Here is a 19,731-nt window from a genome sequence, read left to right on the forward strand (position 1 = left end):
TAATTAAAAACTTAGAAAAAGACACCCATAAATTGTTAAATTTTATTCCACAAGTACAATAAAAAATATTACTTAATTATGTAGAATATAAGGTTAAAATTAAATTTTAAAAGCTACCAGTGATTTTTTCATTTATTTTAGGTATTGCATTTGCATAAAACCTTCAGTGCAATCTAAAATAGAATTCTTCAAATTCTCACACTCTATCTTGTTGTTTTTTAATAACTTAAATTTAAAACTATTGCTCACTTGATGCCCTGATTTAAATCCTTTTGATGAAACACCCCAAATAGCAGGATTATTCTGTTCATATATAGACTCAACCGTATACAAATTTAAAGAATCATCTCTAATAATTCTTTTTATATAGTTTTGATCCAATAATTTATAATCATATTCACCATTAGTATTATTAGAGATGCTCGTATAATTTAGCCTTACTATAGCAACTTCTTTTGTTACCTTATTAAAAATATAAAATTTCTTTAAGACATAAAAATCACCTCTTAAGATATTTTCTGTATATTGTACAAAGCCTATAAAATTTCGATCAGAAAAATAAGGTGAAATAATATATCGATTTAGCTCTGATAGTTTATTTCCATCTAAACGATATAACTCATCACCTTTTTTCAAAATAATACTATACGATTTTTGACCTTTATCCCCCTCACTTGAAGTATTTTCTTCTGTTAGGATCGTATAGTCTTTATCTATCTTTATTGACTGCCCTAATATACTAATACTCTTATAATCTTGATAAAGGTGACGACTAGAGTCATCATAAAGAACGACACTATTTGCTAATAAAACAGTGGGTACTAATAATATTAATAGTAAAAATATTCTTCTTAAATACATAGTTTAATCACTTTAAATTTCTTAATTCCAAATTACATTCAACTTAGTATCTCAGTACTGAAGATTTTATTAAAAGTAAATAGTGTGAACTTTCCATCAACAATAATTCTTAAATCCTTATTAAGAGCATAGTAAAACCACTCTGAATATTATTTATTTAAAATTACGTCAAAATTAAATTCTCTTGTATCATTTTATCTTAAATAAAAAAGGGGCGTATAGCCCCTTCTTTACAACATCCAAAAATTTCTAGAACGGTACACGTTTATAATCACGATATTCTGGTTTCCAGAAGTTCTGTTCAATACTTTCTAGCAATTGCTCATCACTGATCATCGGTGCTACACCATCTTGAATAGCGGCTTTGGCAACTTTAAACGCGATAATTTTAGACACTTGCTGTAATTCATTTAAATCAGGCAATAGGTCTGCGTGGATATCTTGCAACTTCGGTGAACAATCAGCCAAAGCTGAACTTGAAGCCATCAGCATATTGTCTGTAACACGGGTTGCTTGAACTGCTACTACACCCAAACCAATACCAGGGAAAATATAAGAGTTATTGCACTGTGAAATCTGATAGGTTTCACCATGATAATTCACAGGGGTAAACGGGCTGCCTGTCGCAATCAATGCTTTACCATCTGTCCATTGAATAATATCAGCAGGCACGGCTTCAACTCGTGAAGTCGGGTTGGATAAAGGCAATACAATCGGATATTCACAGTTTTCAGCCATCGTTTTAATGATTTCTTCTGTAAATAAACCAGGTTGACCCGATACCCCAATCAATACGGTTGGTTTGGCATTTTTCACAACATCAAGCAGTGAAATGATTTCCTCAGCATTGCCCCAATGTGCAACATCTTCAGGTTTCTGCGCAAGTTTACGTTGGAAATCTAATAAGTTTGGCTGATTTTCAGTGATTAAACCAAAACGATCCACCATAAATACTTTGGCACGCGCTTCAGCATCCGTCAGGCCTTCAGCAACCATCTGTGCAATAATTTGTTCTGCAATACCACAACCTGCTGAACCAGCCCCTAAGAAGGTAATTTTCTGGTCTTTGAGCTGTTTACCTGCGGCTCTACTCGCAGCAATTAAAGTACCGACACAAACTGCCGCTGTTCCTTGAATATCGTCATTAAAACAACAAATCTTATCACGGTATTTTTCAAGTAAAGGCATGGCATTTTTTTGCGCAAAATCTTCGAATTGAATCAATGCTTTTGGCCAACGACGTTTAACCGCTGCAATCACTTCATCGACAAATTCATAATATTCATCCCCACTGACACGAGGTTGCGACCATCCCATATAAATCGGGTCATTCAATAATTGTTGATTATTGGTTCCCACATCTATGGTAATCGGCAATGTATAGGCTGGACTAATACCACCACATGCAGTGTAAAGAGACAGTTTTCCAATTGGAATGCCCATACCGCCAATACCTTGGTCGCCTAAACCAAGAATACGCTCACCATCTGTGATCACAATCACTTTGACATTTTTACGGTTTACGTTGTGAATGATTTCATCAATGTATTTACGGTCAGGATAGGAAAGAAATACTCCACGATGACGGCGATAAATATCGGAGAAACGCTGACATGCTTCACCCACTGTCGGTGTATAGATAATCGGCATCATCTCACTTAAGTGGTTTTCAATCAGGTGGTAAAAAAGCGTTTCATTGGTGTCTTGAATATTTCGTAAATAAATATGCTTATTGATCGCTTCACTGAAAGAACAGAACTGTTGGTATGAACGTTGACTTTGTTCCTCGATACTTTCGATCACATGAGGAATTAAACCGTGTAAGTTAAATTGAGTTCGTTCTTCTTCTGTGAAGGCTGAACCTTTATTTAATAAAGGCAGCTCTAATAAGGCATTACCTGCATAATGAATATATAGAGGATATTTTTTCAGGGTTTCCGTTGGCATTTCCATTCTCATTGAAGCAGACTGCCTGCTTCTATCTTTTGCTAAGCTACGACTTTGGTCTGATACAAGCTTAAGCCTATTTTTGACTAAATGGGTATTTAGATACGTGATAATGATATTCAAAGTATTTTACAGAATGATAAATTATTCTCAGTTTTACTGATCAAATTCTGGTTTTTATCTAATTTCATATTTTGCCCTAAAATAATGAGCCATAATCCCGCCATTAAAACTGCATATTTATGCACAATTTTGACCAATGATTGATTTTTTTTCTGATTAGATTTATTTTGTTTAAAATACGATGAAGCTAAACCAATAACAATGAACACAAAGATCTCTCTACTCCTTCTTAGCACAGTCATTGCATGTACTGGCTGCCAAACTGCAAAAAAGGTCTCTTCTGGTGTTTCTAAAACCACTGAAAAAGTCAAAAGCATGGTGGGCTTAGGCGAAGCCAAAATCCCAGAAGTTGATCAACAAGGCGTGGTTGATGTCAGTAAAGCCACCCTCGAAAAACTAGAACAAATGAAGATCAATATGCCCACTGGACAATGGGTCTATATTGAAAATGATCTTCAAGGTATTTACACCTTACAAAACAAATCCAGTGATGGAAACGTCCTATATTTGCGTTTGAATTGTAAGATTCCTTCGCAGAAGTCTGGTTTTACGATTGAAGATAAAGATGGTAAAGAGCTGCTTAAAGCACATGATGCGCAAACCGGTCAGGTTCAATTCTTAATCGACAATAACAACTATGGCAATCCATTTGACTTAGTCAATGCGAAAAAAATGCCGACATTTAAAACGGCACTGAGTAAAGCCAAAGTGATTAAAATCTTTAACAATTCCAAACTTTATACCTTTACAAATGGCCATGCTGAGTTACTCAGCAAGCCTGTCACATGTAAAGAGTAGATCCATTATTTAGGCATATCCACAAATACGGCGGTTAAACGTCGTACTAAGGGTAAAACAATCAAAACCACAGGATATGCCACAGCCCATGATACCATCCATGCAGCAAGCCACTTGATCCAGAATCCGCTAATCAATCCCACATTGATCAACATATTAATCAATGACACCATGCCACTCATTAAACAAGATAAGAACAACGGCATAATCCATGCTGCAAATTTTGCAGGGAGTTTTGGGATATTGCCAATAATTGTGGGAGGAGTATTTGACATATATCGCTCTAAATTTACCAACAGGACACATTTTATTCTTTTAATGAACCTGAAACAATTAATCCTTCCACGTAACCTTAACCACATTTATAAAGAGTGAAATCGAGCATACTGCCATTTTTCTTATCGAATAAGTTTTATTCTATACAAATGCATTCACCTAAAAGGCGCAAAATTTGCTATATTTAGCGTTTTTCTGCGACATTTATTTCTCTATAGATTATGAATACGGCCATACAAGCAGCTCTTGATCATGCAGTGCAATCCCTACAAGCTGAAGGGACTCTTCCATCTGACTGGAAAAACACGAGTGTTTTAACGCGAACTAAAGACCGAAGCCACGGTGATTTCGCATCAAACATTGCCATGATGGGCGCTAAAGTTGCTGGTATGAAACCACGTGATCTTGCAGAGAAAATTTTGGCAAATTTACCCGAAGTGGTCGATATTGCAAAAGCTGAAATTGCGGGTCCTGGTTTTATCAACTTCTTTTTAAATGCCGATCAGCGCTTTACTGTGTTGGATCAAATCCAAGCACAAAAAGAACAATTTGGTAAAACCCAAGCAAATGCAGCCAAGAAAATTCAGGTTGAATTCGTTTCTGCCAACCCAACCTCTAGCCTGCATGTAGGTCATGGTCGTGGTGCTGCATATGGTATGACTGTTGCAAACTTACTTGAAGCAACAGGTGCCAAAGTTGAACGTGAATATTATGTCAATGATGCTGGCCGTCAAATGGACATCCTCGCCACATCAACTTATTTACGTTATTTAGAATTAAGCGGCCAAACTTTAGTTTTTCCTAAAAATGCTTATCAAGGTGATTACGTTAAAGAAATCGCCCAAGGTATCATCGACAAACATGCTGATGCATATGTACGTAGTGTGGCTGATGTTTACAAAGATGTTCCTGAAGATGTGCAATATGCTGAAGAGCTTGATGCCGATGGCAATAAAGTGGTTGTTTCAGGCGATAAAGAAAAGCACATTGATGGCTTAATTCACAACGCACAAGCTTTAGTGGGTGAAGGTTATCGTGTATTCCATCAAGCAGCTTTACATGCCATTTTAGATGACATTAAAGATGACCTTGGTGAGTTTGGCGTAACATTTAATCACTGGTTTAGTGAAGCATCTTTGGCTGAAAAAATTGATGAAGCCTTACAAACATTAGATCAACGTGGTTTTCTTTATGAAAAAGATGGCAACATTTGGTTTAAATCAACTGAATTTGGTGATGAAAAAGACCGTGTAGTCAAACGTCGTAATGGACAAACCACGTACTTTGCCTCTGACATTGCCTATCATTTAAATAAATTACAACGTGGCTTTACTGACCTTGTTGATATTTGGGGTTCAGACCACCATGGCTATATTGCACGTGTTAAAGCTGCAATTGATGCGATGGGCTATGACTCATCTAAATTGACGGTACTTTTAGTACAGTTCGTCAGCTTATGGCGTGGTGGTGAGATGGTACAAATGTCATCTCGTTCAGGTCAATTCGTGACATTACGCGATCTTCGTAAAGAAGTCGGCAATGATGCAGCACGTTTTTATTATGTAATGCGTAAATCTGAACAGCACATTGATTTCGATTTAGATTTAGCAGTATCTCAAAGCAAAGACAATGCTGTGTATTATATTCAATATGCACATGCTCGTATTTGCCGTATGTTAGAAAAAGCAGCAACAACAAACATTCAATTTGATACTGAAAATGCACGTCAATTTGCTGCAAAATTAGAACTTGATGCTGAAACTGAAATTTTAGCGAAACTCGCGGCTTATCCTGAAGTGCTTATTCGCGCTGCAAATAATTATGAACCACATCAAGTTGGTAATTATTTGAAAGAACTTGCTGCTTTATTCCATGGTTGGTACAACGAGAATAAAGTATTGGGTGATGATGCAGAATTGACTCAAGCCCGTTTATTGCTTTCAGCAAATATCAAACAAGTCTTACATAATGGTCTTGAATTATTGGGTGTCTCTGCACCTGAAAGTATGTAAGTCAAGAATTGCTTTACATGTTCCCAAGACCAAGGTCTGGCTCAACGTAAGCATTGAAGTGTGTAATAAATCATTACTTTACATCGTGTTCAAGCAAAACTATGCTTGAACACGATCTAAGCAATACATAATAAGAGGGTTCCACGTGTTTGGAAAAACGCAACGCGGTGTTTCAGAAAGGCCAACCAAACCTAAACAACCATTGATTCCTAAATGGTTAGGGATGCTTGTCGTCATTTTAATCGTGTTAAGTTTTGGTGTCGCACTGATGCTCTGGAAACCGTGGGCGCCCGTCCAACCCAAAAACGAAATCACGTCTGAGCATTATCAAGAAGATACCAACAAAGACTATCGTTTTTATGATCTGTTACCCCAACAACAGGTTACCCCTATTCCTGAACAAGCTGTTCCTGAAAGCAGAAATCAACAACAACCTGTAATTGTTGAAGCGCCCTCTCAATCTGAAAATGTGGATGTCGGTGTAAATGCTGAACGTACAACACCTGTTCAACCTGAATATATCCTTCAAGTTCGTAGTTATGATGATCCTGATGCTGCCGATGCACGTCGTGCTGAAATTATCTTAAATGGTTTATCTGCCGATGTGGTTCAAAGCACAGAAGCGGGGAAAACTTGGTATCGTGTGATTTCAGGCCCTTATGAATCACAAAATGCAGCAGTGATTGCCCAACAAACCTTACAACATAGCGGTATTGACTCTATCGTGGTTAAACGCTGATCCAATTTTCAGGCATGACCTGATTAATCAATCGTTAAAACAGGATGCTTTGGCATCCTGTTTTCTTCTTCAAAATCGTTTTTTTAATCTTGCTTAGATATGTGGACAAATTGAATATTTTTTACTCAAAAGAAATATAATTCGATAAAAATTTACCCAAATTGATCAAAATTAGAGTAATCTATTTTCCGCAATACATTACCCATGTCGTTGCCGAGATATCAAAAGTCACCAATACTTTTGATTTGCTGTCCTGTGATTGGCGTGACGATCAAATCCGAAGATTACAGGGCGCTCAGAAATTCACATGGGTAAAAGCCCACCCCAACAAGCATTCAGCCAATTTCAAACAATAAAACAGTTCATCTAAACTTCACTGAAAATTCATTCGCCTAAGTATTTCAATTTGAGTACACTCCTATTGAGATTATGAGTTTTTAAATGCAATGAATAATAAAAAACAGATTTTATGTGTAGAAGATGATGCTGCTATTCTTATGCCGTTACGTTACGCACTTGAACGAGAAGACTGGCAAGTGACTTGGGCCAATTCAGGCCTGCAAGCCATTGATTTTATTCAACAAAAACCATTTGATTTTATTATTTTAGATGTTGGATTACCTGATTTAAATGGTTTTGATGTCTGCAAAAAAATTCGTCTCTTTAATCACACACCCTTGCTATTTTTAACCGCAAGAGATGATGAAATAGATCGTATTGTGGGTTTAGAAATTGGCGCAGATGACTACTGTACCAAGCCATTTAGTTCGCGTGAAATTGTGTCTCGGATTAAAGCCATTTGGCGCAGAATGGAGATACAAAATCAGTTACAGCACACCTCACAGACAAATACACAGCTTTCTACAACGCCAGCTAAAGTTTGGCAATGCAATGATGAGGCTTTGCAAATTCATTACTTAGGCACAATACTGCAGCTGACTCGCTATGAATATCGCTTACTTAAATTATTGATTCAACGCCCTGAACAGGTGTTTAGCCGTCAACAATTGATGGATCATGTATGGGAGCACCCTGAGCATAGTTTAGAAAGAACAGTCGATACCCATATCAAAAGTATTCGCAATAAACTCAAGCAGATCTCTCCTGAGCAAGACCCGATCGAAACCCACCGAGGCTTTGGCTATAGTTTAAAAAGGCAAGGATAAACCATGTCCATTTTTATTCGTATTTGGTTCTTCTTTGGATTGATCATCTTGCTGGGTTTATGGTTTATGTCTTATACCTTCAATCAACAAGTAAAGCCCAATGTACGACAGGTCGTAGAAGATACTCTTGCGGAAAATGCCAATATTATCGCGATGTTAGTGGCTGAAGATGTCTATGAAAATAAAGTCAGTACCATTCAGTTTGATGAAAAAATTCAAAAAGCGCTGAATCGAAAACTCAATGCCACGATCTGGAAACATAATAAAAATGAAATCAATCAACAAATCTATATTACCGACAACAAAGGTATCGTCATTTATGACTCACAAGGTATCGCTACAGGACAAGATTACTCACGATGGAATGATGTTTACCTGACCTTAAAGGGAAAATACGGCGTTCGCTCTACACGCAGTTATGAAAAGGACAGCAATAGCAGCACTATGTTTATTGCAGCGCCAATCTATTATCAAGTTGGTCAACAACAGCAATTGATTGGCGTTGTCAGTATTGGAAAGCCCAATATTTCAGTACAACCTTATATTCAGCGTGCTGAAAATCAGCTGATCCGACAAGCCGCTTGGATTACATTACTCAGTCTGTTTCTTGCCAGTTTGGTGGCCTATTGGCTAAAACACAGTATTGACCGTGTCCGTAAATACGCGCAGGCACTTGCACCTGTCAATCAAACCCCCTATTTTCATTCGGCAAAAGAACTCAATCAAGTTGCTCAAGCAGTTGAAAATATGCGAGAAAAACTCGAAGATCGTGCTTATGTGGAACACTATGTCAATACACTGACCCATGAACTCAAAAGTCCGCTTACCGCAATTCAAGCCAGTGCAGAACTACTCAAAGAAGATTTACCACTAAATGATCAACAACAATTTGCCACGCATATTCATGAACAAAGCCAGCGCTTGCGTAGCCTGATTGATCGAATGCTCTTATTGACCCGTCTGGAAAAATCTAAACATCAAATTGAAATGCAAGATTTCAATTTATCTGAACTGATTCAACAGACTTTAGACCAGCATGCCAGTCAAATTCAAGCCAAAAAAATCCAGTGTTTACTGGATATTGAAGCCAATTGTATGCTTCGTGCAGATCGATTTTGGATTCAACAAACCCTTGCCAATATTTTAGATAATGCGCTGGATTTTTCCACAGATTCAGCAAAAATCCTGATTCGGCTTCATCGTCAAACACACCAGCAGATAGAATTACAGGTTTTTAATGAGGGCGAATGGATTCCAGATTATGCACTCACGCAAGTGTTTGATACTTATTTTTCCTTGCCTCGTCCGATTAGCCAACAACGCAGTTCTGGTATTGGACTGAGCATTGTTAAACAAGTCATTGAACAACACCATGGACAGATTCACATTGGCAATATTCAAGGAAATGAAATCACCATCTTACAACCCCACCAAAAGGGTGTATTGGTAAAAATTCAATTGCCTTAGCGCGACCAAACTTCACTTAAAATTCATATAAAAAACCTATACGCCTCAAACAAAGCACATTGCTGTTTCGCACACTCAACACTGACAACAAACAACGGCGAAGGAAAACAGTGATGCGATCCAACTTTATTACATTCAAAATTATTGCAATCGCAATTTTAGTTGCCTTATTTGGGATAGGCTTACTCTTTATTACCAGTCTGGTCTCAGAACGACAAGATTATCAACGGGCATTTCTGAAAGAAATTGCACAAAACAATATTAGCCCTCAAACCGTGATTTCACCGTATATCCGTGTGCCCTACAATGAGCAAAAAAACTGCCTCGATGAAAAGAAGGTGGCCTACTTGTGTACTGAGGAACAATGGCTATATATCAGTGCTGACAGCACGCAATGGTCATCCAACTTTAATGTTTCGGACAACACTTATAAACGCACCATCTATCGAGCAATTAGCTACACCGCCAATCTCATGGCCAAAGGCGTATTCCAAAAACCAACACTTGAAAAGAAAGATTACCAATGGGACCGAGCTGAAATTATCTTCCCTGTACATGATCCTCGCGGTTTGGATACCCAACCGAGCTTAAACATGCTCAACAAAACTTATGCTTTTGAAATGAGTGCTCAAGGCAGTAACAGTTCTGGTTTTGACTTTATGTATGTTTCTGCAAAAAAATATCCTGAATTAATCAATGCCATTCAAAATGGTTTCACTTTTGATTTAACCGCCAATATTACGGGTCTGGGAAAATTCACCCTGATCCCAACCAGTCGTAGTGTCACTTATCAGGCCAAAGGCAATTGGGCGGATACCAAATATTCAGGACAAAACTTACCCTTTGCAAAAACCAGTACACCGCAACAATTCACCGCACAATGGAAAAATATTGCTCTAGGTCATCAAAACATCAGTAAATTGATTGATTGCGACAACAATGAGTGTATTCGCCAGTTTAGTAATGGCTATTTTGCACAAGAGCCGGCTTATATGGGTGAACCTAGTCAAAGTATTGGTTTATCAACAGAATTCCTAGAATCAGTCAATGTCTATACACAAACAGATCGTGCGATTAAATACGGTATCGTGATTATCATCATCACCTTTGCTTGTTTCTTTCTCTTCGAAGTGCTTAAAAGCTTACGGATTCACCCCATTCAATATTCTTTGGTGGCGATGGCTCAAGTGGTGTTCTTTGTTTTACTACTTTCAATCAGTGAATACTATGCCTTTGCATGGGCTTATTTCGTTGCTGGAATTGCCTGTGTCGGGCTCATGAGTTGGTACTTATACTATGTGATGAAAGGTTTTAAAGCCGCTGGCCTATTCAGTATCATCCTGAGTTCACTTTATGCCGTGATGTATATGCTATTGCAATCTTCAGGCAAAACCTTCCTAATTGGCTCTATCATTTCATTTGTTTTACTTGCTGTGGTGATGTTTATTACACGGCATATCGACTGGTATCAAATCAACAATAAGCCTGAGCAAAAACTTAAATCCTATACGCCGCCTCAAGCTTGATAACGGCACAGTGAATAGCTCAAAGCGATTCACTGTTTTAAAAATAAATTCTAAATAATAGGTATTTCAATGAATATTTCCATACTACAGGAGCAACAACACTTTAAGCAGTTGCAACAACTTTGTCCTCTGCAATGTTCAATTGCATTTTGTTTAAATCAGTTGCGGGGTGCGCAGATTCAATTTTTAAATTTAGGCAGTTTCATTATTTGCCCAGAATATAACTGTTTGATTATTTTTAAGTATAAAATTCTCATTCGTATAGATAGATTCACCAACAAGCAACAAAGTTAATTTGCAGATTGTAAATGATGACGTAAAATTTAAAACATAAACAAACTTTGAGAATGATCATGACTGTACAACGTTTGCACGTAGAAAAACGCTTTTCTGAAATTGCAATTTCGGGAAATTTAGTTCACTTGGCGGGTCAATTGGCTACGGATTTAAGTTTGGATATCAAAGGGCAAACTCAACAGACCTTAGATATCATTGATCGTTTTCTTGCAGATGCGGGCACAGATAAAAAGCACATTATGTCTGTGATGATTTTTTTAAAAGACATCGAAAATGATTATGCAGGAATGAACGAAATCTGGGATGCATGGTGTTCAGATATGCAAGCTCTGCCGAGAACTTGTGTAGAAGCAAAGCTTTATCGACCTGATGTTTTAGTTGAAATGACGGTTGTTGCGGTCAAACCAGAATAAGCTCAATACTAAATTTTGAATGAACTAAAAAATGCATGTTTAAACATGCATTTTTTGCTTAGCTATATGCGCGATTTGAGTACAGATCAAACTTCCCCAGTACATGTTCCTCCAACGTTTGCGAATGGCTCATTTCTGAAAATTCTGTTAAAAAATCTTCTCGCAAATCCTGATATTCTGGAATTCCCATATAGCGAATCACGCGATAACCTGCCGACTGTAACAAAGCATCTTCATAGGTATTTTGATTCGAACGCTTAATCGCATTGATATCATCTAAAGCAATCACAGCTAAAACTTTATAATCTTTGTCCAGCACAACAAAGTCTGCAAACATTTGCTGATACTTACGACGTGTATGTAAATATTTTGTCGTTAATAAGGCATCAAAAGATACATGAGCCAAGATATTGGCTTCAGGTAAAATTTCTTTTAAACGCGTAAACGTAATTTGTTCATGTGAGTTAAATACTGCTCTTCTTCGTAAAGCACTATCTGCTTGTTGCTTATTTTTCAATCCTTTATAAGCAGCGGCAATCACGACAGCAAGTAATATCAAACTCGCAACGATTATCATGTCCATTTTTCATTTCCTAATTCTTTATTATAATTTGGTCTACGACCAGTTCTTGTGTATCAAAGATACTATTTTTAATCAGTTCAATTTTGTAATATGCCAGACGCATTCTCATATTTGCTTTTTCAAAATAATCAAATAAATCACATTTTTAACTTATTTATTGAACTATTATTTGTTTTATTCACTTAGTATTTCAACCAAATGAATTGAATTACACCTCATATATATCGCGTATTGAATGCGAATACAACTGAATTTAATGAATCTTGAGTACTATTGTAGGACAAGGATATTCGAGAATTGTGTGTTTTTAGTACACTAAAGTTTTCAACAGTTTACAAAGACTTATCCACAGTTGCGTATTTTTATTATTCAATTGCTGATTTAAGAAAGGATGCTTAGGCATCCTTGTATTTTATTAAACAACTTTTTCTACAATGACATCATGCCCTGTGATTTGCTTTAAGCGATAGACTAAATCATTTAATAGAAATTTTTGGAAGTCATACGGAATGTGATCTGGAAATACGGCTTGCATTAGGTCATCATTTTCAAAATACAAAAGGGTATACCCGTACAAATTTGAAATATACTTACTATACTCATGCTCATCTTGTGTAATTATTGCATCATCTAAAGGAATATAAAGCCATCTATAGGCTTTATAATTAGGTAAATAACCTAAATGATTTATTATTTTCTGTTTACTTTGCTCAAACTCTTCCGCTGTAATGTTTTCCTCATCCCATAAGAGTTGATGGCATTCAAAGAATGGAAAGCCATAATAATGTTCAGATTTTAATGTCCAGTGATCAAATATCGTTTGTTTAGGAAGAGACCATTCTAAAGTTCGAATATTTAGCCGCCATGTATATAGATTTCTTAAATACTTTTTATTTTTAATCACATGGCCGTTACTGAATTCAAGCTCATGTTGATTTATCACCTTCATTTCATGATGATGTAACCAAGATGGAATGTTTCCAAAACACTCTAATTTTTCTATCTCTAATGTATTTAGATTCAATCTTAAAACTTGTGTACTATCTTCTTTTCTATTTTCTGGATAACCTAAATTTCCAATAAGGAAGATAGAGTGAGTTACTTGATCATAATATGCTGTATGAAAATCTGTAGGGGGAAATTGTTCAATAGGATAATGCCATAATTGTATTTCTCCATTCATTTTTTGAATCATGACATCGTTATAAATCTTGAAATCGGGATCATAATAATCTTCATATTCACCAGCAATACTTACTTTCGTTCCATCAGGTAACTCAGTAACTGATTGCCCCATTCTCAATAAAAATGTCCAAATTGGCTGTTTGATTGTATAGCCCATTTCTTGCAAGTGACATCTGATTTGATAAGGTGAAAAATCTTCACGCATACGCCACTGAAAAATATCTCCAGAATTCATCTGTGGTGAAAGTGGGTAACAATTATTTGTTAATTTATCAACTTCAATTTGAGTGAATTGACGAGTAATCTTATTTTTGAACATTTTTAAAAAATTAAGGACATAAACGTCCTTGAAAGGAATCTTCACTATATCTTTTGTCTAAATTTAAATCAATAAAAAAGGATACTTACGCATCCTTTCTTACCACATCAAATAGAACCTAAGCTCTACTTTTTGGCTTAGACTTTGCTTTGCCATTTCCAGAAAATGGTTTTTTATCACCTGTTTCGCGCGGCGGTAAACCTGTATGTTGTGTCAATATTTGACCACGTTCAGGACGCTTTTTGGTATTGGAAGGGCGCGATTGAGTTTTCGCCTTTGAATTACGGCTATCCCCAGTACGCTTTTGCGAATCACCGTCAACAGTCGAATTTTTCTTACGCGCAGATTGGTATTGCCCTTCAGTTCCTTGCGGTTGATATGTTGGAATCAGATGATGCTTAGAGTTACCAATCAAATCTACCCGGCCCATTTCACATAATGCATCACGTAGTAATGGCCAGTTGTTTGGATCATGGTAACGCAAGAAGGCTTTGTGTAAACGACGACGCTTTTCACCTTTTACAATATCCACACTTTCGGTATAACGAGCCACTTTGGCCAACGGGTTTTTCCCCGTGTGATACATCGTGGTCGCGGTCGCCATTGGTGATGGATAAAAGGTTTGCACCTGATCGGCACGGAAGCCATTTTTCTTAAGCCAGATCGCAAGATTCATCATGTCATAATCAGTCGTTCCCGGATGCGCAGCGATAAAGTACGGGATTAAATACTGTTCTTTACCCGCTTCCTTACTAAAACGATCAAACATCTGTTTAAAGCGATCATAGGTCCCGATTCCCGGTTTCATCATCTTCGATAATGGACCTTTCTCGGTATGTTCTGGTGCAATTTTTAAATAACCGCCAACATGGTGTTGAACCAGTTCTTTGACATATTCAGGGTTCAATACCGCAAGGTCATAACGTAAGCCTGAACCAATCAGAATCTTTTTGATGCCTTTTAATGAACGTGCTTTGCGATAAAGTTGAGTAAGTGGTGCATGGTCGGTATGTAAATTTTGACATACACCTGGATACACACAAGAAGGTTTACGACAGTTCTTTTCAATCTCAGGATCTTTACACTGCAAGCGATACATGTTTGCAGTTGGACCACCTAAATCTGAAATGATGCCTGTAAAACCTGGGGCTGTATCACGAATTTTTTCTACTTCACGTAAAATTGATTCTTCTGAACGGTTTTGAATAATACGACCTTCATGTTCGGTAATCGAACAGAATGTACAACCACCAAAACAACCACGCATGATATTTACAGAGAATTTGATCATATCAAATGCAGGGAAACGCGCTTCACCATAAGCTGGATGTGGTAGACGCGCATAAGGCAAGTCAAACACATAATCCATTTCTTCGGTGGTCAATGGAATCGGTGGTGCATTTAACCATACATCACGTTCACCATGCTTTTGTACCAATGCACGAGCATTCCCCGGATTGGTTTCAAGATGCAAGATGCGGTTGGTATGTGCATAAAGTACAGGATCCGTTGCCACTTCTTCAAAAGCAGGCAAACGAATCACAGCCAATTCACGCGGCGGTAATTTATGTTTAATCGCTTTGGATGTTGGCAGTAAACGTACAATCTGGGTATTCTCATCCAGTTGATCACCTTCACGAACAACAGGATTTGCCACCAATTCTTTTTGGAAATTTTGATATTGGGTTAAAGAATTTCCTTTGCCTTGTTCAATTTCACAACCATCTAAATCTTCAGTCATTACATATGGATTGATGATTGGGTCAACACGACCAATCGCATCAACATCATTCGATGCAATTTCAACAAACTTGGCTTTAGAAACACGATTAATTTTATTGACGATGAATGCAGTACCACGAACATCGGTGATTTCATGAATTTTTTCGCCTTTGGCAAGACGATGCATGACTTCAACAACAGACCGTTCACCATTGCCATACATCAATAAATCCGCTTTTGAATCCATCAGCACTGAACGACGAACTTTGTCTGACCAGTAATCATAATGTGCAATACGGCGTAATGATGCTTCGATACCGCCCAATAATACGGGTACATCAGGAAATGCTTCACGGCAACGCTGACAATATACAGTTGCAGCACGGTCAGGACGTTTATTGGGTAGATTATCTGGTGAATATGCATCATCAGAACGGATTTTACGGTCAGCCGTATAGCGGTTGATCATAGAATCCATATTACCCGCGGTCACACCCCATGCAATATTCGGTTTACCTAGCACTTTAAATGCTTCAGCAGAAGTCCAATCTGGTTGTGCAATAATCCCTACACGGAAACCCTGTGCTTCAAGCGTTCGGCCAATAATTCCTGAACAGAACGATGGATGATCGATATAAGCGTCACCACATACTAGGATAAAGTCACAACTATCCCAACCGAGTTGATCCATCTCCTCACGTGACATTGGCAAAAATGGTGCTGGTTCAAAGCACGATGCCCAATATTTGTCATAATCAAACAACGCAGTAGGCGCTGTCTGAGCAGTATAAGCGGTCGACATGATGAGTTTCTCGATTGGCAGTTGGCGATCGGGAGAGATCTAAAATGAAAGTTGATCATTTTACCATGAATTTTACTCATGTTGTTTGATTAAAAAGTAAACATTTCTTCTTGATCTTCTATTTAGTCTGTTATTGATAGCTTTTTAAGATGTTAAATGTATTCGTCATCCGTTATAAAAGGAAAATTTACCCATCAGGATGCATTGTTTAAAAGCGCAGAGAAATTGAATAGAAAAGCTTATTTAACGCTATGTAGATGCAGCTGCTCATACTTTTACCTGATCTTTATGCTGTGTTTGATTTAATTTTAAAGCCACCAATAGCCCGATACAAAGTACACAAGTCATCGTAACCGTTAGGCCAAACCATCCATATTTTTCCCAGACTAAACCACTACTGCTGCCCAAGAAACTTGAACCAAGATAATAACAAAATAGATAAAGCGAAGAGCCGACTGCACGATATTGTAAGGATTGTACTGATACCCAACTGCTTGATGTGGAATGGGCGGCAAAAAATGAGAAAGTAAAAATCAATAGGCCAATCAAAATCCCCCATAATGATGGAATCAGCATCATCCATAACCCCAGAATCATGCTTGAGAACATCACAATCAGCACTTTACCTCGTCCAAATTGACGACTCCAACTGGCTGCACGAGGCGAACTATAAATGCCAGATAAATAGGCTATCGAGATTAAACCAATCCATGTTTGTGACAATTCAAAAGGTTTTTCTAACAGATGATAACTCATGTAATTAAACACGGTCACAAAGCATCCCATCAGAATAAAACCTTCGACAAACAATAGTCTCAGCTTTGGGTCAGAAAGATTTTTTTTAAAGGATTCGATAAAACGTGTGAATTGAATGGGATAAGATTTAAAGTGTTTAGAGGCAGGTAAGGCTATGTAAAATGTAATCGCGATCAATAAATTAAGTAGACCAATAATCATCGTCGCAGTTTGCCAAGAGATATAATCCAGCAATACCCCTGCAATCAAACGCCCGCCCATTCCCCCTATTGCTGTCCCTGAAATATACAGCCCCATGGCAAAGCCAACATCTTTTTGTGCAATTTCTTCACCGATATAGGTCATTGCTACAGAAGCAACACCACTAACAGCCAAGCCAATCATCATACGTGTTGCAAGGAATATTTCCCAATACGGTAAAAACGAACTTAGCAATAATAAGCTTGCGGTGGAAAATAAAGAAATGGCCATGATCTGCTTACGACCATAACGATCTGAAATCAGTCCTGCAAAAAGAAGCCCTAAGGCTAAGGCAATGGTGGAAAATGAAAGCGGGAAACTGCTATGGGTTGGCGTAACATGAAAAAAACTTGCCAAAAACGGCATCATCGGCTGAACACAGTACAACGATGAAAATACAGCAAAGCCAGCTAAAAACAATGAAAGTAAAATTGCGATAAAAGGCCGAGTGCCATACTCAATATAAGCTGTAGATTCAGGTGCTTCAGACATAATTATTCCTCATGTCCGTTCAGTATACGCCTATTTTTAACTCTTGATAAAAGCTAAAGTTTTATTACAGACTATGTCTTGATGATTCAAATAAGATATAAATCTTAAATATTTGATTTTAAATAAAATTACATGAGGAAATGCAGAAATTAGAAAATAAAAAAGAGCATATTTTTTAATACACTCTTCTCGTAATTTTTCAATATATTGAGGTTAAATTTAACCAGCAAAAATCTTAAACTTTTCGTTCTTCAATATTTAGTGCATTGATTGCGAGTACCGCTTGAGTACGGTTCTGTACACCTAATTTACGGAAAATTGCCGTCACATGCGCTTTAATGGTCGCTTCCGAAACATCAAGTTCATAAGCAATTTGCTTATTCAATAAACCTTCTGCCACCATCATCAATACACGGAACTGTTGAGGTGTTAACGATTGAATACGTTCAGCTAAAGCTGTTTCATCTGCAGCACGCGGGTCAAAATTCATATTCGCTGCGGGTAAGTTTGGCGGTAACCAAATATCACCATCAAGCACTTGGCGAATTGCTTCCCCAATATGGCTTGGATGCGCAGATTTAGGAATATAGCCCATTGCGCCATGTGCAATTGCACGTTGAATAATGGACGCATCTTCGTGAGCAGAAACCACAATAATAGGAAGTGCAGGATACTGTGCACGAACATGTACCAATGCAGAGAAACCCGATGCGCCTGGCAGATTTAAATCCAACAAGACGAGATCTGGTTCTGGACCATTTTCCAAACGCTCATAAAATTCATTAACAGCCGCAGTTTCACTAATTTGAGCCTGTGGCAAACTATAACGAACCGCCTGAATTAACGCATGGCGAAACAGTGGATGATCATCAACGATTAAAATATTCATAAGCGAAGCGAGAGATCTCTAGCGCAGTTATTTCATTCTAACCGCACTATTGCTATTTAGGATACGTAAATATTAACGAATTTTTGAATAATTTGTCGGCTTTAATTAAAATTCCCTACAATCTTTAGGTCATTTATCGAAATTAAGATTTAAATATCACTTTTAAATATAAAATAAACAGTTAAAAATTAATTACTTATTCATTTTAAGAATATTATTTAACTTCAAATACTTAAAAGACGAAATCGTGCATTATTCAAAGGCTTTCTGGTTTATCTTAAAAACAGATAACCAATCTGTTTTTCATTATTTTACAGCGCTTCGTCAAATATAGATTAATGAATGGCATTCCGAGATTCAATTTATTAGGTTGCCAACATGTCTATTTATACTCAACAAAAACCATTAAATATTGTTGCTGTTTCAGGGGGATTAAATAACCCTTCAAAAACCGAAAGTTTAGTGCAAGCGATTTTAGATGAGCTGGGTCAGGCAACACCGATTCATGTTCATTTTATTAAATTCAGTGAAATAGGCCATTTGTTAGGCGGCGCAATTTATCGCAACCAACTGCCACAACGTGTTCAAGATGACTTAGCTGCCGTAGAAGCAGCAGATGCGCTCATCGTGGGAACACCTGTTTATCGTGCATCATTTACTGGTTTATTTAAACATTTCTTTGATTTTGTTGAACAAACAGCGCTAGTCGATGTTCCTGTATTGCTTGCTGCATCGGGTGGTAGTGACCGTCATGCTTTAGTTCTAGAGCATCAGTTACGTCCATTATTTAGCTTCTTTCAAGCGCAAACGCTGCCTATTGGTGTCTATGCAACAGATCGTGACTTCACACCTGAGTACACCATTAAAAGTGAACACATCCAAGACCGTATCACTTTAGCTGTTGCACGTGCATTGCCAATTTTAGAATGGGCGCCTGCAAAAGGTCAGCGAGCAGAAGTGGTGAAAGCCAAAACAGAACAAGCCAATCAAAATTTAGGCATCAACAAACAGATTGAGCAAGATGATGTGCTTCCTTCCGCGGCGATACCAGACTTGGATGCGGCAGAGTCTCGTCTACATGCAAAATCCAAAACACCACAATCACAGGTTGCTTAAGC

At 37.5% G+C, this 19,731-nt stretch carries 17 protein-coding genes; 9 read left to right on the forward strand and 8 right to left on the reverse strand.

All coding sequences use genetic code 11. From position 1 onward, the window contains the following. Nucleotides 1–132 precede the first annotated feature (132 nt). The gene (locus FY049_RS18675) at nt 133–861 is read right to left on the reverse strand and encodes an RND transporter (RefSeq protein ID WP_446084160.1); all 729 of its coding nucleotides are present in this window, start codon (nt 859–861) and stop codon (nt 133–135) included. Between the two features lie 249 nt (nt 862–1,110). Then, nucleotides 1,111–2,808, reverse strand: a complete 1,698-nt coding sequence (locus FY049_RS18680) for an NAD-dependent malic enzyme (protein WP_034614981.1) — start codon at nt 2,806–2,808, stop codon at nt 1,111–1,113. A gap of 324 nt (nt 2,809–3,132) precedes the next feature. Here FY049_RS18680 and FY049_RS18685 point away from each other — a divergent pair, with 324 nt between their 5' ends. Then, nucleotides 3,133–3,729, forward strand: a complete 597-nt coding sequence (locus tag FY049_RS18685; RefSeq protein ID WP_446084161.1) for a hypothetical protein — start codon at nt 3,133–3,135, stop codon at nt 3,727–3,729. A 5-nt stretch (nt 3,730–3,734) separates the two neighbouring features. Here the strand turns inward: FY049_RS18685 and FY049_RS18690 are convergent, their stop codons facing one another. Continuing rightward, nucleotides 3,735–4,004: a DUF2798 domain-containing protein gene (locus FY049_RS18690; RefSeq protein WP_056518333.1), complete on the reverse strand. Its 270-nt coding sequence runs from the start codon at nt 4,002–4,004 to the stop codon at nt 3,735–3,737. A 222-nt stretch (nt 4,005–4,226) separates the two neighbouring features. Between FY049_RS18690 and argS the strand changes: the two genes are divergently transcribed. The 7 genes from argS to FY049_RS18725 all read left to right on the forward strand — a co-directional run bounded on the left by argS (nt 4,227) and on the right by FY049_RS18725 (nt 11,625). Beyond that, entirely contained in the window at nt 4,227–6,017 is a 1,791-nt protein-coding gene (argS, locus tag FY049_RS18695; protein WP_224964433.1) for an arginine--tRNA ligase, read from the forward strand. A gap of 145 nt (nt 6,018–6,162) precedes the next feature. Next, nucleotides 6,163–6,756 carry an SPOR domain-containing protein gene (locus FY049_RS18700; protein ID WP_004723450.1) on the forward strand — a complete coding sequence of 198 codons (594 nt, stop codon included), beginning with the start codon at nt 6,163–6,165 and terminating at the stop codon, nt 6,754–6,756. A gap of 446 nt (nt 6,757–7,202) precedes the next feature. After that, the gene (creB, locus tag FY049_RS18705) at nt 7,203–7,922 is read left to right on the forward strand and encodes a two-component system response regulator CreB (protein WP_446084162.1); all 720 of its coding nucleotides are present in this window, start codon (nt 7,203–7,205) and stop codon (nt 7,920–7,922) included. A gap of 3 nt (nt 7,923–7,925) precedes the next feature. Beyond that, the gene (gene creC / locus FY049_RS18710; RefSeq protein ID WP_224964434.1) at nt 7,926–9,389 is read left to right on the forward strand and encodes a two-component system sensor histidine kinase CreC; all 1,464 of its coding nucleotides are present in this window, start codon (nt 7,926–7,928) and stop codon (nt 9,387–9,389) included. Nucleotides 9,390–9,502: 113 nt separating this feature from the next. Next, nucleotides 9,503–10,915 (forward strand): cell envelope integrity protein CreD, encoded by a 1,413-nt coding sequence (gene creD / locus FY049_RS18715; protein ID WP_419280582.1) that lies wholly within the window; start codon nt 9,503–9,505, stop codon nt 10,913–10,915. 69 nt (nt 10,916–10,984) lie between these two features. Beyond that, entirely contained in the window at nt 10,985–11,209 is a 225-nt protein-coding gene (locus FY049_RS18720; RefSeq protein ID WP_151802230.1) for a hypothetical protein, read from the forward strand. Nucleotides 11,210–11,268: 59 nt separating this feature from the next. Next, nucleotides 11,269–11,625: a RidA family protein gene (locus FY049_RS18725; protein WP_056518324.1), complete on the forward strand. Its 357-nt coding sequence runs from the start codon at nt 11,269–11,271 to the stop codon at nt 11,623–11,625. 58 nt (nt 11,626–11,683) lie between these two features. Here the strand turns inward: FY049_RS18725 and FY049_RS18730 are convergent, their stop codons facing one another. From FY049_RS18730 to FY049_RS18750, 5 genes are all read right to left on the reverse strand, one after another. Then, on the reverse strand, nt 11,684–12,208 hold the full coding sequence (locus FY049_RS18730; RefSeq protein WP_056518323.1) for a DUF2726 domain-containing protein: 525 nt from the start codon (nt 12,206–12,208) through the stop codon (nt 11,684–11,686). A gap of 415 nt (nt 12,209–12,623) precedes the next feature. Beyond that, complete coding sequence (locus FY049_RS18735; protein ID WP_262782584.1) at nt 12,624–13,757, reverse strand: hypothetical protein; 1,134 nt, start codon at nt 13,755–13,757, stop codon at nt 12,624–12,626. Between the two features lie 73 nt (nt 13,758–13,830). After that, a complete protein-coding gene (locus tag FY049_RS18740) occupies nt 13,831–16,236 on the reverse strand; it encodes a YgiQ family radical SAM protein (RefSeq protein WP_446084163.1) in 2,406 nt (801 codons plus the stop codon). Between the two features lie 267 nt (nt 16,237–16,503). Continuing rightward, nucleotides 16,504–17,724, reverse strand: coding sequence for an MFS transporter (locus FY049_RS18745; RefSeq protein WP_151956329.1), 1,221 nt, complete (start codon nt 17,722–17,724; stop codon nt 16,504–16,506). 235 nt (nt 17,725–17,959) lie between these two features. After that, nucleotides 17,960–18,613 (reverse strand): response regulator, encoded by a 654-nt coding sequence (locus FY049_RS18750; protein WP_004823671.1) that lies wholly within the window; start codon nt 18,611–18,613, stop codon nt 17,960–17,962. Between the two features lie 378 nt (nt 18,614–18,991). On the opposite strand from FY049_RS18750, the gene msuE reads away from it, so the two are divergent. Further along, on the forward strand, nt 18,992–19,729 hold the full coding sequence (msuE, locus tag FY049_RS18755; RefSeq protein WP_004723461.1) for an FMN reductase: 738 nt from the start codon (nt 18,992–18,994) through the stop codon (nt 19,727–19,729). Nucleotides 19,730–19,731 lie beyond the last annotated feature (2 nt).

The organism is Acinetobacter sp. 1125_18A, assembly GCF_052824985.1.

Coding starts and splice junctions, on each gene's coding strand:
- FY049_RS18725 (WP_056518324.1), top strand. CDS start 11,269: ATGACTGTACAACGTTTGCACGTAGAAAAACGCTTTTCTGAAATTGCA.
- FY049_RS18690 (WP_056518333.1), bottom strand. CDS start 4,004: ATGTCAAATACTCCTCCCACAATTATTGGCAATATCCCAAAACTCCCT.
- argS (WP_224964433.1), top strand. CDS start 4,227: ATGAATACGGCCATACAAGCAGCTCTTGATCATGCAGTGCAATCCCTA.
- FY049_RS18745 (WP_151956329.1), bottom strand. CDS start 17,724: ATGTCTGAAGCACCTGAATCTACAGCTTATATTGAGTATGGCACTCGG.
- msuE (WP_004723461.1), top strand. CDS start 18,992: ATGTCTATTTATACTCAACAAAAACCATTAAATATTGTTGCTGTTTCA.
- FY049_RS18730 (WP_056518323.1), bottom strand. CDS start 12,208: ATGGACATGATAATCGTTGCGAGTTTGATATTACTTGCTGTCGTGATT.
- FY049_RS18750 (WP_004823671.1), bottom strand. CDS start 18,613: ATGAATATTTTAATCGTTGATGATCATCCACTGTTTCGCCATGCGTTA.
- creB (WP_446084162.1), top strand. CDS start 7,203: ATGAATAATAAAAAACAGATTTTATGTGTAGAAGATGATGCTGCTATT.
- FY049_RS18720 (WP_151802230.1), top strand. CDS start 10,985: ATGAATATTTCCATACTACAGGAGCAACAACACTTTAAGCAGTTGCAA.
- creD (WP_419280582.1), top strand. CDS start 9,503: ATGCGATCCAACTTTATTACATTCAAAATTATTGCAATCGCAATTTTA.
- FY049_RS18740 (WP_446084163.1), bottom strand. CDS start 16,236: ATGTCGACCGCTTATACTGCTCAGACAGCGCCTACTGCGTTGTTTGAT.
- creC (WP_224964434.1), top strand. CDS start 7,926: ATGTCCATTTTTATTCGTATTTGGTTCTTCTTTGGATTGATCATCTTG.
- FY049_RS18675 (WP_446084160.1), bottom strand. CDS start 861: ATGTATTTAAGAAGAATATTTTTACTATTAATATTATTAGTACCCACT.
- FY049_RS18685 (WP_446084161.1), top strand. CDS start 3,133: ATGAACACAAAGATCTCTCTACTCCTTCTTAGCACAGTCATTGCATGT.
- FY049_RS18680 (WP_034614981.1), bottom strand. CDS start 2,808: ATGCCAACGGAAACCCTGAAAAAATATCCTCTATATATTCATTATGCA.